17 protein-coding genes and 1 riboswitch are annotated in these 13078 nt (G+C 43.4%); of the genes, 8 read left to right on the top strand and 9 right to left on the bottom strand.

Annotation, left to right across the window (positions count from 1 at the left end):
• Positions 1–113 precede the first annotated feature (113 nt).
• Positions 114–560: a hypothetical protein gene (locus AB1S55_RS05885; protein ID WP_370980866.1), complete on the top strand. Its 447-nt coding sequence runs from the start codon at positions 114–116 to the stop codon at positions 558–560.
• An 8-nt stretch (positions 561–568) separates the two neighbouring features.
• Here AB1S55_RS05885 and AB1S55_RS05880 read toward each other — a convergent pair whose 3' ends face one another.
• Genes AB1S55_RS05880 through AB1S55_RS05865 form a run of 4 tightly spaced genes read right to left on the bottom strand, consistent with a single transcriptional unit; the run spans position 569 to position 3242 of the window.
• Positions 569–862, bottom strand: coding sequence for a YciI family protein (locus AB1S55_RS05880; RefSeq protein ID WP_370980865.1), 294 nt, complete (start codon positions 860–862; stop codon positions 569–571).
• A gap of 37 nt (positions 863–899) precedes the next feature.
• A complete protein-coding gene (locus AB1S55_RS05875) occupies positions 900–1637 on the bottom strand; it encodes a dienelactone hydrolase family protein (protein ID WP_370980864.1) in 738 nt (245 codons plus the stop codon).
• A 41-nt stretch (positions 1638–1678) separates the two neighbouring features.
• On the bottom strand, positions 1679–1909 hold the full coding sequence (locus tag AB1S55_RS05870) for a DUF3820 family protein (RefSeq protein ID WP_370980863.1): 231 nt from the start codon (positions 1907–1909) through the stop codon (positions 1679–1681).
• A complete protein-coding gene (locus tag AB1S55_RS05865) occupies positions 1902–3242 on the bottom strand; it encodes an MATE family efflux transporter (RefSeq protein ID WP_370980862.1) in 1341 nt (446 codons plus the stop codon). Before AB1S55_RS05865 ends, AB1S55_RS05870 begins: the two co-directional genes overlap by 8 nt.
• A 237-nt stretch (positions 3243–3479) precedes the next feature.
• Here AB1S55_RS05865 and AB1S55_RS05860 point away from each other — a divergent pair, with 237 nt between their 5' ends.
• The gene (locus AB1S55_RS05860) at positions 3480–3950 is read left to right on the top strand and encodes an FAD-binding oxidoreductase (RefSeq protein WP_370980861.1); all 471 of its coding nucleotides are present in this window, start codon (positions 3480–3482) and stop codon (positions 3948–3950) included.
• Here the strand turns inward: AB1S55_RS05860 and AB1S55_RS05855 are convergent.
• Genes AB1S55_RS05855 through AB1S55_RS05840 form a run of 4 tightly spaced genes read right to left on the bottom strand, consistent with a single transcriptional unit; the run spans position 3904 to position 6103 of the window.
• Positions 3904–4437 (bottom strand): macro domain-containing protein, encoded by a 534-nt coding sequence (locus tag AB1S55_RS05855; RefSeq protein ID WP_370980860.1) that lies wholly within the window; start codon positions 4435–4437, stop codon positions 3904–3906. The two genes, AB1S55_RS05860 and AB1S55_RS05855, sit on opposite strands and share 47 nt — an antisense overlap.
• A gap of 25 nt (positions 4438–4462) precedes the next feature.
• Positions 4463–4972: a type II secretion system protein gene (locus AB1S55_RS05850; protein ID WP_370980859.1), complete on the bottom strand. Its 510-nt coding sequence runs from the start codon at positions 4970–4972 to the stop codon at positions 4463–4465.
• A 55-nt stretch (positions 4973–5027) separates the two neighbouring features.
• Positions 5028–5546 carry a type II secretion system protein gene (locus AB1S55_RS05845; protein WP_370980858.1) on the bottom strand — a complete coding sequence of 173 codons (519 nt, stop codon included), beginning with the start codon at positions 5544–5546 and terminating at the stop codon, positions 5028–5030.
• A 35-nt stretch (positions 5547–5581) separates the two neighbouring features.
• Positions 5582–6103: a Tfp pilus assembly protein FimT/FimU gene (locus AB1S55_RS05840; protein ID WP_370980857.1), complete on the bottom strand. Its 522-nt coding sequence runs from the start codon at positions 6101–6103 to the stop codon at positions 5582–5584.
• 107 nt (positions 6104–6210) lie between these two features.
• Positions 6211–6409: riboswitch (cobalamin riboswitch) on the top strand.
• Positions 6410–6546: 137 nt separating this feature from the next.
• On the opposite strand from AB1S55_RS05840, the gene AB1S55_RS05835 reads away from it, so the two are divergent.
• From AB1S55_RS05835 to AB1S55_RS05810, 6 genes are read left to right on the top strand one after another with little or no spacing between them, the layout of a single operon-like run.
• Complete coding sequence (locus tag AB1S55_RS05835; protein WP_370980856.1) at positions 6547–8394, top strand: TonB-dependent receptor domain-containing protein; 1848 nt, start codon at positions 6547–6549, stop codon at positions 8392–8394.
• A 20-nt stretch (positions 8395–8414) separates the two neighbouring features.
• On the top strand, positions 8415–9023 hold the full coding sequence (gene cobO, locus AB1S55_RS05830) for a cob(I)yrinic acid a,c-diamide adenosyltransferase (RefSeq protein WP_370980855.1): 609 nt from the start codon (positions 8415–8417) through the stop codon (positions 9021–9023).
• Positions 9023–10018 carry a FecCD family ABC transporter permease gene (locus AB1S55_RS05825; RefSeq protein WP_370980854.1) on the top strand — a complete coding sequence of 332 codons (996 nt, stop codon included), beginning with the start codon at positions 9023–9025 and terminating at the stop codon, positions 10016–10018. The genes cobO and AB1S55_RS05825 overlap by 1 nt, the downstream gene beginning before the upstream one ends.
• A 2-nt stretch (positions 10019–10020) precedes the next feature.
• On the top strand, positions 10021–10851 hold the full coding sequence (locus AB1S55_RS05820) for a heme ABC transporter ATP-binding protein (RefSeq protein WP_370980853.1): 831 nt from the start codon (positions 10021–10023) through the stop codon (positions 10849–10851).
• On the top strand, positions 10844–11722 hold the full coding sequence (locus tag AB1S55_RS05815) for a cobalamin-binding protein (protein ID WP_370980852.1): 879 nt from the start codon (positions 10844–10846) through the stop codon (positions 11720–11722). The genes AB1S55_RS05820 and AB1S55_RS05815 overlap by 8 nt, the downstream gene beginning before the upstream one ends.
• Positions 11723–11763: 41 nt before the next feature.
• The gene (locus AB1S55_RS05810; RefSeq protein ID WP_370980851.1) at positions 11764–12366 is read left to right on the top strand and encodes a glutathione S-transferase family protein; all 603 of its coding nucleotides are present in this window, start codon (positions 11764–11766) and stop codon (positions 12364–12366) included.
• A gap of 19 nt (positions 12367–12385) precedes the next feature.
• On the opposite strand, the gene ribA is transcribed toward AB1S55_RS05810, so the two are convergent.
• Complete coding sequence (gene ribA, locus AB1S55_RS05805; RefSeq protein ID WP_370980850.1) at positions 12386–13003, bottom strand: GTP cyclohydrolase II; 618 nt, start codon at positions 13001–13003, stop codon at positions 12386–12388.
• Positions 13004–13078 lie beyond the last annotated feature (75 nt).

The following is a 13078-nucleotide window of genomic DNA, read 5'->3' as shown; positions in this document are numbered from 1 at the left end:
TTGTTAAAACACTTAGAGTGTTAAGAGAAGCTAAGTATATAGTATATGCTTAACTAAGGTAGAGAACTTATACTTAGCTACATTAGTGTGAAAGTTATACCACAGAGCTTCAGATGAGCATCTTATTAAGTTTCTTGGCTGATTTATATATTCCAACTCTTGCCCTGCTCTACCTTGCAAAAGTTAGAATAGAGCGCGCCGAGAGAACCAATCAGCCAAGCCGAGTAAATTATAAAAAACTTAGCCTGTATTTTTTCTTTGGGCTTATCTGGATTTATGGCCTTGGTCAGGTTGATGCCTATTTTTCATACTGGCACCACTGGGGAATGGATTACAGTCGTCACAGCGCCATGGCCTTATTGTTACTCGTAGCGCTTTACTGCCAAGTTGAAAAGCCAAAGACAGTACTTATAAATGGCATATATGCTTTATCGCTTGTAATTTACGCTCTACTTATGAAGCATCTAGGCTACCATAGTCTAGCCGATGTCATTAGCACAAGCGCTGCTTGCCTGCCCATATTAGTAGTATTACGTTTGCGCTTTATAAAAAACCGATAAGATCAGATTCAAGGGGCATCAAGTAAAGAGTTAAAAGCATCACCAGCTTTGCTAGGAATAAATTCGGTAATACGTATATCGCTTAAACCTTGCTCAAAAAAGGGATCTTGTTTAGCAATATCTTGCAAGCTTTCAAGGCTATCACTAAGCGCTAATATAATACCGCCTGTTCTCGGTTCTTTTCGCCCCGAAGCCACAAATAAACCGCTAGCATAGTGCCTTTCCAACCAACTTATATGCGCCTGTAAATGAGGTTCAACCAAGTCCAAACTGACTTTATAAGTGATATCAATAATAAACATTTTAAACTTACTCTATACAATAAATACTTCAAACCAATCAAACCAAGGTTCTCTGAAAAAAAGCTTGCGCCTTTATATACATCTCTAAAGCCAAGGCAGAGTCATAACGATCACCTTCATCACGCATAAAAGCGTGCACAGCATTGACCTCTAGCCAGTTATAATTAACTGCTTCTTTTTGTAAATATTTATAAATCGACAAGCGACCTTCCTCCGGAACATGGGGGTCTTGCTTACCAAAAACCATAAATAATTCCCCCTTAATGTCCTTTGCCCGACTCAAACTATCGTTAGCTGGCTCACAGGGCAGGCTATTACTATGAATGTCGGTTGCATACAAACAAAAGGCCGATTTAACTTCTGGGTTAAGTGCTGCACGAAATGCTAAATGCCCTCCTATACACACCCCCATAGCCCCTATAGGCCCACGGCTAAATGCCTGCTGTTTATTCCACCGCACTAAAGCCTGTGTATCCGAATCATGCGCTTCTAAATTTTTTGTCGCTTTATCACTATTACCTTTATCCTTGCCTGCATCATCATAGGCTAAGATCGCTCCCACTGGGTTCAATTCGTGAAAAACTTCGGGCACCACAACCACAAAACCCAAACCGGCTAGGATTCTTGCACTGCGGCTAATAGGCTCTGTGATCTGGAAAATTTCCGAATAAAAAATAATAGTAGGGAAAGCCTCACCCGATTGAGGCCGCCACACTTGTACCTGCATATCACCGGTTTCAGTTTTAATTGTCTCGCTATGTGATTGCGTTAACATATCTAATCCTATAGAAATAGCTTAAAAAACAAGCATCATATTCATTTTTTTATAAGAGGCTCAATGACGCCTTCCAAACCTTCGATCTTCAACTCTAGGCAAACCGCCAAGAGCCGACCTAACTCACCTGCAGGCCATCCTTTATCACGAAACCAAAGTAAATATTCTTCAGGCAGGTAAATCAAACGTGTACCCGCATACTTACCAAAAGGCATAGTAAAGTTAGCAAGTTTAATTAATAACTCTGGTTCAAGCTCAGAGGATTCAAACATGCCGAGGTTTCTCCTGCAATTGCACATAGCGTTTTAATGCGGGTAAATAGAAGGCCAAGCTAGCCCCTCTTATAACAACAAATACGATAAAAGCTAACCACAAGCCTGTATTACCCCACTCTATAAAAAAGAAATACCAACTGAAAAGAAAGATAAGCGTCGAAACCATAGAGCAATTACGCATAGCTGCACCATAGGAGACACCAATATACAAGCCATCGAGTTGAAAAGCCGCCACAGCTAAAAAGGTATATAGGGCACAATAAGGCAAAAAGTAAACGACCAGATCAACGACATCCTGCTTATTGGTAAGAAGCTGTGCAACATAAGCCCCAAGATAATAAAAACTTAGGGCCAAGAGTAAAGCACAGCCCCCCGCTAAAACCGAGCTTCTCAAACTTACCAATCTTAAACGGTGTTGATCTTTAGCGCCCAAGAATCGACCAACCTGAGCTTCAAGTACATGGGCAAAACCGTCCAGAAAAAACGCACTAAAAGCGATAAACTGCAAAAGAATATGGTTAGCGGCTAAGTTAAGCTCACCAAAGCTGCCAGCAATACGAGTAAAAAATGTAAAGCCCATCAATAAAAACAAGGTCCTGATAAATAACTCTCTATTTTGAACCAACAAGGCCATGCAACCATGCATAATCTTAGCGAGTGGATTTTGAATTAAATAGCTCAACAAAGGCAGTTGCTTGCTAATCAGAACAAGGGATATTAAAGCACAAAGAAGCTGAGCTAATAGTGTACCAAAGGCGATACCCTCTAGCCCCCAATCTAAAATCCCTGCAAAAATATAATCAAACAATGCATTGCTTATATTCAAAAATAGCTGCAAGACAAGAATAGTTTTACTTTGAGCTCGACCAATAAAATAGCCCAAAGCAACAAAGTTAATTAAAGCCACGGGAGCCCCCCAGATTCTAATATAAAAATAAGCATCTAGGTGAGGTGCAACCGAGCTAGGAGGCTGTAAAAGCCAATGACTTAAAGCCAATAGAGGGGACTGAAAACACAGTAACAATACCGACAACAACAAAGCAAATAGCAAACTCTGTAATAAAATTTGCATCATTCGATTTTGGTTTTGAGCGCCATCGGCCTGAGCAATAAAGCCTGTTGTACCCATGCGTAAAAAACCAAGCAACCAAAAAATCAAATTAAAGACAACACTGGCCACAGCCAAACCAGCTAACTCAGCTGTCGATCCGTAATGGCCAATCACGGCCGTGTCCACTAAACCCAATAAGGGGATAGCCGCATTAGCCAAAATAATTGGCCACGCTTTGTTTAGCAAAGCCCCATAAGTGAGACTAGAGTCAGACCCCATATTCCTTAACTTACCTATAGAGGCTCTCACCTCATTTAATTTATCTCACGACCTGTAAACTAAGCTACAACGGTTTTTATTACAGCCCTACGCCGCCTTTATAGATCTTAAAAGAAGTCACTGCCATAGCTTAAAGAGCTTATGCTGACCCTAACTTAGCATAAGCCCTACGATCAATAACTTGCCTTTAAAATACGAACTACTTAAGCTCAGGGTTTTCAGCGATACCGTTCTGTTATGCCCCGCTTAAGCCTAGCTATTTTAACACTGCTATTTATTAACAAATTTTGTTATGGCTCAGAGCTAGTAGATGGGCTGGAGCCCTCATCAAGCTCTCTACTTCAGCCTTTTAGCAGTGATGGCTGCAGTGCTTTCCCCGATGGTACTTTTGCTCAAAAACAACTTTGGTTACGCTGCTGCACTGAACATGACTTAGCCTACTGGCAAGGGGGCAGTTATGCACAACGAGCGCAAGCTGATGCAGAATTACGCCTCTGTGTAGCGGAGGTGGGGGAGCCTGAAATAGCGATGCTTATGCTCGCAGGTGTAAGAGTAGGAGGCTCACCTTATTTTCCAACCCAGTTCCGCTGGGCTTATGGTTGGCCCTACGGTCGCTTTTATCAAGCGCTCACAGACGCAGAAAAAGAACAAGTAAACAGGCTTAAACCAACACTGCCTTTAGCTCTGCCAGAGCCCGAGACCAAATAAGCATCATCGTCTCATCAAAAAGATAAAACTCAAGCTTTAAATCACGAAACTCAGGCCTTGAGCATGTTGCCAATGTCAGAGCTGCAGCCTTAGCGGCAGGATATGCATAAACACCACAACTAACGGCCGGCAGCGCTACGCTACGGCAGTTATTCGCCAAGGCTAATAACAAACTGTTTTGATAGGCTGCTTGTAACAAACCAGCACTCTCACTGTCGCTACTATAAATAGGGCCAACGGTATGAATAATATAGCGGCATTTTAAATTTCCAGAGCCTGTGATGCGGGCTTGCCCGACTGGGCAGCGTATACCATCGAGCAAGGGAATGCCCTCACACATAGCCAATAACGCAGGCCCTGCTGCGGCATGAATAGCACCATCAACTCCACCGCCCCCAAGTAAGGACGAATTAGCCGCATTAACTATGGCGTCAGTTTCAGAGAGGCAAATATCCCCTTGCTGCAAGCTAATATTAAAAGCGCTCATAGATTCCATAACGCATCAAAGCGACCTAGCAATCGCGACTAGTAAGACCTATTTCTGGGGGCTCACCATTTTCACGATTTATAAAATAAACCCCACACTGCTGCCCCCAAGTATAACCTTTAGGCCAAATCTTAGCCCCTGCACCGCTAACGGCACCAATACCCGGAATCGATGGTCGATTACCAACCCCGCACCACATTTTTTCGCAAGCAGGTGCATTAAGGCGAGTATAAAACTCCGAATCCAAACTAATTAAGTATCGCACTGAATTCAGCCAATCTGCTGTAGGGTAACCCGCATAAAGCTCAATGCTCGTACCATCATCCAAGGTGATTTCAGTGTCTTTGCCCTCAAGCAAAGCTTTTGAGGAGACAAGTACACTGGCACTGCGCAGGGTCGCTTCCATGTTTTGCAAACTACTGAGTTGGGCGGGGCGTTTTAAATTAACAAAATTAGGTAAAGCCACAAAAGCGAGAGCGCCAACAAGCAAGATCAACGCAAGCACTTCTATTAAGGTAAAGCCGCGTTTATACATAAGGAGCGAACAGAGCATATTAAAATGAAATCATAAATGCTTATTAAACAGTACATTAGCAATCACGAAAGCTGACACCGATGTCGGGAGGGCTGCCGTTTTCATGATTAATAAAGTACACACCACACTGCTCATTCCAGCGATAACCTTTGGGCCAAACCTTAGCACCTCTGCCACTAAAGCTACCAACCCCTGGGATAAAGCGTTGATTTCCCAAACCACACCACTGCCTTTCACATGGCTGATTACGATTCCTAGAATAAGGTACATCATCTAAATTAATTAAATATTTTACAGCTAAATTCCAATGACCACGCGGATAACCTCCATATAAATGAATGACATTTCCGTCATCAAGCGTCACTTGATCAAAACCAAGAACACGGCCTTCCAGTGTCGCTTTTGAGGATACAAGCATGGTGCCGGTATTCATAGCAGCCTCCATATTCTGCAAGCTGCTGATTTGCGCGACACTACTTAGATCGGCAAAACGCGGCAGAGCTATAGCCGCCAACGTAGCAACGATCAACATCAGCGCCAACAACTCGACCAAAGTGAAACCACGCTTATCCATGTGCTGAGGATAATCCATATAGGATATAAAGAGGCCTAACAACCATCTGTAAGTAGCCCCGTTAGCGGTGCAGAGCCATCTCTAGGGTTAATATAATAAACACCGCACTGATCTCTAAACGTATAACCTCTAGAATAGATCAGAGCGGCATGCCCACTACTGCCAATTAAAGCGGGATCCAAGCCGGGAATAGAATTGCGATTACCGCGTCCGCACCAGTCTCTTTCGCACTCAGCTCTAGCCCCACTCTGAGGCACATTATCCAAACTCACTAAACGGCGAACCGAAGCCCCCCAACGAGCATTTGGATAACCATTATTTAATCTGATTCTTGTTCCATCTGGCAGAATAGCGTTTTGGTTTGTCAAACCCTCTAAAGCAGCAAAAGATGAAACCATGGTAGTGGCACTATTTAAAGCCGCATGCATGCCCTGCAAACTAGCAACCTGAGCACTTTGGCCTACATTCACCATGCGCGGCAATGCCACTGCAGTCAGTACAGCAACAACAAGCATCACGGCTAACAGTTCGATTAAAGTAAAACCACGCACATTCATGATCTAAGCAATAACAAGTGCAAATAATAATTCAGTCTACATCCCTTTAGGTGCTTATGTAAGCAAGGGCCGACAACCGTGATTGCATTCACGATAGGCTTCTCTATAATCGCGCCGTGTTTCAAGGTGCTGCCAGCTAAGCTGTGTAGTTAAACGGGAAGTAGGTGAGATTCCTACGCTGCCCCCGCAACGGTAAGAGCCTTACATTTTTATCATTAGCCACTGTGCAAATCACGGGAAGGCGATAAAAAGAAGCATTGCTTCAAAGCTCAAGCCCGGATACCGGCCTTAAATACAGCATGATTACCTGTGTAATCTGACTTATTCTCGATGTTGCGGTGGGCGACATCCGTAGACTGCAGCCTCCCTTGTATTGGGCAGATACTGCCGCCTTCGTATCCCTACCTTACATCATATTTTGAATCCCTCATTGGATACCTAATATGAGCTTTCCTTCTCGCACTTTACTTGGCCTCGCAATCAGCGCCGCGGCTTTAAACACTTTCGCTCAGGACGAGCCAGCCACTATTACGGAAGAAACGGTAGTCACCGCGAACTTAACCAAACAATCTAGCTTTGAGACACTAGCTTCAGTGGATGTCATCAACACGCAAGAGCTACAAAAACTGCAAATAAGCAATTTTGCCGATGCTCTAAACTTATTAAGTGGCATTGATGTTACTCAGAGCGGCGGACCAGGCACACCAGTATCCGTATTCTCTCGTGGTACTAGCAGCCAACAAACCCTTATGCTGATTAACGGCCAACGTTTTTCATCAGCAACAAACGGTTTTAGCTCTATCCAACTACTTGACCCTGCTCTTATGGCTCGAACTGAATACGTGCGCGGCTCACGCTCTGCACTTTACGGTAGCGAAGCAATCGGTGGCGTTTTACAGTTTTTTACCTTTGAAGAAGGCAAGCAGCCTGAAAACTGGGGCCTAGCCGAAGCAGGTTCTTATAATACCTTGCGCGCTGCCGCAGGTAGTCGCGGCACCATAGATGCAACCACCTATTCTATTGGTGTTGCCGCCGTTGACAGTGATGGTTTTGACAGCCAAGAAAATAACGACAACGGTAATGACGATAACGATGGTTTTACCAATAAGTCACTTAATCTGAGCATTAAACAAGAGCTCGAAGGTGGTTTTGATATTGGCTTAACCCACCTACAAAGCAAAGCTGAAAATGACTACGATAGTCTTTACGTAGTTAACCCCTCTCGCAAACAAGATCTGAGAGTAACTCAAGTGAGTGGTGGTTATACCAGCGACTCTCTTTATAGCACTCGTTTAAACTTGGCAGAATCTAAAGATCACAGCAAAGAACGTAACACCGATGAGAATGTCGCAACCTCCTACTTTGAGACTGTGCGTCAATCTGCTTATTGGCTCAACAATTTTCAGTTTAATGAAAGCACTTTATTAAACATCGGTCTGGACTACCACCAAGAAAAAGTAGATGCCGACTTTGGTTACAATGATTTCTTTACAGGCGAGCCTGCTACCTACACCAAGACGGAGCGCGACAACACAGCGCTGTTTGCACAATTGCAATTAAACCTGAATAAAGTAGATATCGACCTTGGCGTGCGCCAAGATGACAATAGCAGCTACGGTACTCAAACCAGTGGTTCTGCCGCAGCGGGTTATAGTTTTTCTGATACCTATCGCGCTTATATAAGTGTTGCCGAAGGCTTTCAAGCTCCTAGCTTTAATGCACTCTACTACCCAGGCTCAGGTGACTCTGAGATATTACCTCAAGAGTCACTTAATCAAGAGATTGGCCTAAAAGCACGTTATCAAAACTGGAACTGGCAAGTAGCGGCCTATAAAAATGAAATCACCAACTTAATTGAATGGATTCCAGATGAGAGCGGTAACTGGAAACCCTATAACGTCACAGTAGACATTCAAGGTATAGACCTAAGCGCACAAGCTAAGTTAGGAGCCTTTACCCTTGCAGGTAATGCAACTTATGTCGATCCAGAGTACAAAGAGTTAGGCATGATTGTACAAAAGCGCAGCAAGGAAAAACTGAATCTGATTTTTGGCCATGACATTGGCAATATTGATTACGGTTTAATTGCAAGCTACTACGGTAAACGCGAAGCCCTTGGAGACTTCCTGCCAGACTACAGCCTGTTTGACATCTATGGTAATTATGCGCTCAATTCAAATGTAACACTTAGTGCAAAAGTACAGAATTTAGCGGATGAAGACTATGTTATCACCCCAGGTTACAACACCTCGGGGCGCACCGTTAAAGCAAGTGTTAATGTAAGCTTCTAACAAACTTTAAGTAGATAGCAATGGAAGATAAAAAGCGCAATGACAAGCATCGCTCAGCGATGCAAAAACAAAAAGCTAAAGTCGATAGCCATATTGCTGAAGCCTCGACAGAGCGTGGTGTTGCCATACTCTTAACGGGAAATGGCAAAGGCAAAAGTTCCTCCGCTTTTGGCATGGTCATGCGCGCTTTGGGTTACGGTCACAAGGTGGCCGTTATCCAGTTTATCAAAGGCCAGCAACTCAGTGGTGAAGAGCTCTATCTTCGCGCTATGTGCCCAGACGTATATTTCTATCAAATGGGCACAGGTTTTACATGGAATACCCAAGATCGAAGTGCTGATATTGAAGCGGCTGAACGAACTTGGCAGCAAGCTCAGACAGCTTTATCTGACCCCCGTTATAATTTGGTTGTTTTAGACGAGCTGACTTATATGCTCGCCTATAAATATTTAGAGCAAACAAAGATCTTAGATGCGATTAAAAATAGGCCTATCGAGCAAAGCGTGGTTGTAACTGGGCGAGGCGGTGGCAAAGACTTAAAAGACATTATGGATACTGTGTCAGAGGTTAAAGAAATCAAACACGCCTTTAAAGACGGCATTAAAGCACGTAAAGGGGTCGATTTTTAATGCCCCGCCCTTCGCCAACTCGATTAATCTCCATCCTTATTGTATTAATTTTACTGGCGTTTTTTGCTTCTCTAAGTCTTGGCGCAAGCCAACTCTCTTGGCCTGCTCTTTTACGCGGCGATGCACTTGCAGAAACCATTTTCTGGCAGCTTCGCCTACCCAGATCCTTATTAGCGATTGCCGTAGGCTGCATGCTGGCTATGAGCGGCTGCGCAATGCAGGGCTTATTTCGTAACGCCTTAGCCGACCCATCTTTAATTGGTGTGAATGCCGGTGCATCTTTAGGTGCCAGCCTCAGTATTTTTTTCTCGGCAAGCTTAAGTACGTTAGGCCTCATAGGTAGTACTGCAATAGGCGCCTGCCTTGGGGCAAGCATTGCTATCTTTGCCATTTACAGAATTGCAAAACACGATAATTACATCAACGTGACGACCATGCTGCTAGCAGGAATGGCACTCTCGGCTTTAGCTGCAGGCCTCAACCAACTACTGCAATTTTTTTCCAGCGATCAAGTATTAAGACAAATGAGCCTATGGCATATGGGCAAACTCAGTGGTGCAAATTGGCTAAGTGCAAATATAGCCATAGCAGTTGCGATATTTAGTAGCGTGATCATTTTCACTCAAGCGAATGTACTTAACGCTTTTTTACTTGGCGAAAGTGAAGCCCGCCACTTAGGGTTTAATGTAGAACGCAAAAAGAACCTACTTATCATCATCGTAGCCATTGCCTGCGGCACCAGCCTAGCTCTGTGCGGAAGCATTATTTTTATTGGTTTAATTGTGCCTCACTTATGCCGCCTACTAGTTGGCCCGGGACACAGGTTATTGCTGCCCGTCAGCGCAATTATAGGCGCACTACTTATGCTAACAGCTGACACTTTAGCCAGATTGGCAATGCAGCCAAGCGAACTACCAGTAGGTTTATTAATTGCTTTTATTGGTGCGCCGTTCTTTTTATTGCTGCTGCGACGCCAGCCAAGTTATGGCTATTAACTATGACAAATATCACCCAGAAAGACCATATACTCAGATGCCTTAATGTATCTGCCCGACAAGGCCAACAAGCCGTACTGAAGAATATCAGTATCGATTTCACAGCGGGCATTCACTCTATTCTCGGTCCTAACGGAGCTGGGAAAAGCAGCTTAATAAAAGCACTGGCAGGTGATATCCCTCTAGACACAGGCAGTATTCAATTTTTAAATAAAGATATAAAAGCTTGGAAACAAGCAGATCTTGCGCAAAACTTTGCCGTTCTGCCACAAAAATCAAACCTAAACTTTGCCTTTAGTGTCCGTGAAGTGGTTGAGCTTGGGCGTATCCCTCATAGCAGCGGCTATCAATGCGACCAAGAAATAATAAAGACATGCATACAAGCACTAGACTTAAATAAGCTTAGCCACAAAGCCTACACCCAGCTCAGTGGCGGTGAACAACAGCGCTGCCAACTCGCACGAACTCTGTGCCAAATATGGCCTCAACCAACAAACATAACAACAGCATCGCCTAAACCCACAAGCCAAGCTAAAGTGCTGCTATTAGATGAACCCAGTAGCGCGCTCGATATCAAACACCAATATGCCTTAATGAGATTGTTGCAAGATCTCGCTAAACACGGTGTTTGTATTATTTGTGTTATGCATGATTTTAACTTAGCCAGCCAATTTTCCGACAACATTAGCCTACTCAAAAATGGTGAGCTTGTATTAAGTGGACACACCGAAACCTGTTTAATCGCCGATGTGTTTAGTGATGTATTTGACTGTAAAGTTATTGAGAGCAAACACCCTGGCACAAATAAAAAAGGGCTTTCTTTTTATGCTTAAATACCTAGTCCTTTTTTTAGTATTCGCAGCACAAGCACAGGCCGAAATTAGCGCTTACGATGACCTAGACAATAAAATTGTACTTAAACAACCCGCTCAGCGAGTGATTGCATTAGCTCCTCACCTAGTCGAGCTCGCTTGGACAGCAGGCCTAGGCGAAAAACTTGTTGCCGCAGTCGATTATTCAGACTATCCAGAGCCGGCAAAAGCCCTTCCTCGCATTGGAAACAGTAGCGTAATCAACATTGAAAGTATTATCGCACTCAAACCCGATTTAGTTCTGGCCTGGGCCGGGGCCAATAAAAACGCCGAAATCGAGCAATTAAAAAAGCTAGGTATTCCCGTTTATAGTGATGATGCTCATAACTTTAATGACATAGCTCACACTATCACTCAACTCGCAAAGTTTGCTAACAAGCCTGACGCAGGAAAAACAAAAGCCGAGGCCTTTTTACAGAAAATAACTCAACTCAGACAAGAGAATAGCGATAAAGAAGCAGTAACTAGCTTTTATCAAGTTTGGAACAAACCTATTCAAAGCTTGAATAAAAGCACGCTTATCCACCAAGTTATCAAGCTGTGTGGAGGCATTAATATATTTGCCAATGAAAAAGCTGTAGCACCAGTGGTAAGCATTGAGTCGGTTATTAGTGCAAACCCCCAGGTCATGTTTAGTGGAAGTAAAAACAATAGCTTAGAGCCTCTTTCTATATGGATGGCTTACGACAACATTAACGCGGTTAAGAACAAACAACTTTACACAATAAATCCAGATTTACTGCATAGACACAGCATGCGCATTGCTGAAGGTGCGGAGCTAATGTGCCAAGCTATAAATAAAGCGAGGGCGATAAACAAGCACCAGCTTTAACACACAAGAGTAATTACTGATAAGCCTAAAGGAGAGCTGTCATGCTTAAAGTGTACGGAGATATGCTTAGTGGTAACTGTTATAAAGTTAAGCTACTACTTGAATTCCTACAAATAGAACATCAATGGCTGCATCTAGACATATTAAAAGGGGAGACACGCAGTACCGTTTTTTTAAAGAAAAACAGCAATGGTAAGATCCCTTTATTAGAAATAAGCGAAGGCCAATACCTTAGCGAATCCAATGCTATTTTATCGTATCTAGCTGAAGATACTGATTTTATACCTGAAGACAAACTTCAACGAGCCCGCGTATTACAGTGGCTTTTCTTTGAGCAATATAGCCACGAGCCTTTTATTGCCGTCGCACGTTATATAAGCCTATATCTTGGCTTACCAGAAAATCGTTTAGAAGAATATAAAAGCAAGCACGATGGTGGCCATAAAGCCCTAGCTCAAATGGAAGCACAACTAAAAACAAACAACTTTTTAGTAGGCAATAGCATCACTATTGCCGATATCGCTTTATATGCTTATAGCCATGTTGCTGATGAAGGCGGTTTTGATCTAGAGAAATACCCCGCCATACAAGCCTGGTTCAAACGTATTGAGAACCAAGCAGGCTATATAAAAATGGCAAGATAAGCCTTTAGCTCAAAAACAACTACTCGTTAACCTCATCTTTATCATCACCCATAAGTAGGTGCCCAAGCTTGCCTTTTTTGGTTTCAAGATACTGGGCATTATGTGGGTTTCTCCCCGTTTCATGGCGACGGCGCTCAACTATTTCCACCCCAATATCTTCGAGGGCTTTTATTTTTCGGGGGTTGTTGGTCATTAGCTTGACCTTGCTGATACCAAGGTGTTCAAACATAGGTTTGAGCATGGTGTAGTCACGCATATCCGCGCCAAAACCTAATTTTTCATTCGCTTCTACTGTATCTAAACCACAGTCTTGTAACTTATAAGCGCGAATTTTATTAATAAGACCTATACCTCGGCCTTCTTGCCGAAGGTAAAAAATAGCACCACGACCTTCCACGGCTATTTTGTGCATTGCTGCTTGTAGCTGGGCGCCACAATCACAGCGTAAACTAAATAGAGCGTCACCAGTTAAGCATTCGCTATGAATACGAATTAAGGCGGGCTGCTCTGGCTCACTTAAGTCGCCATAACTAAGTACCACATGTTCTTTATCGTTATCTTCATCGATAAAGCCATGCATTGTAAAAATACCCCAAGGGGTGGGTAACTTAGATGATTCGACGTATTTAACCGACACACTAACTCCAAAAGTGAGGCCTCAAAGAGGCTACTATTGCGCAGCACCTTACTCTTTTAGCAATCCGAGTCAAGT

The sequence above is a fragment of the Agaribacterium sp. ZY112 genome, from assembly GCF_041346925.1.
In the GTDB taxonomy this organism is placed as follows: domain Bacteria; phylum Pseudomonadota; class Gammaproteobacteria; order Pseudomonadales; family Cellvibrionaceae; genus Agaribacterium.
The sequence above is the reverse complement of the archived record's forward strand: the minus strand, read 5'-3'. Positions and strand labels throughout refer to the sequence as shown.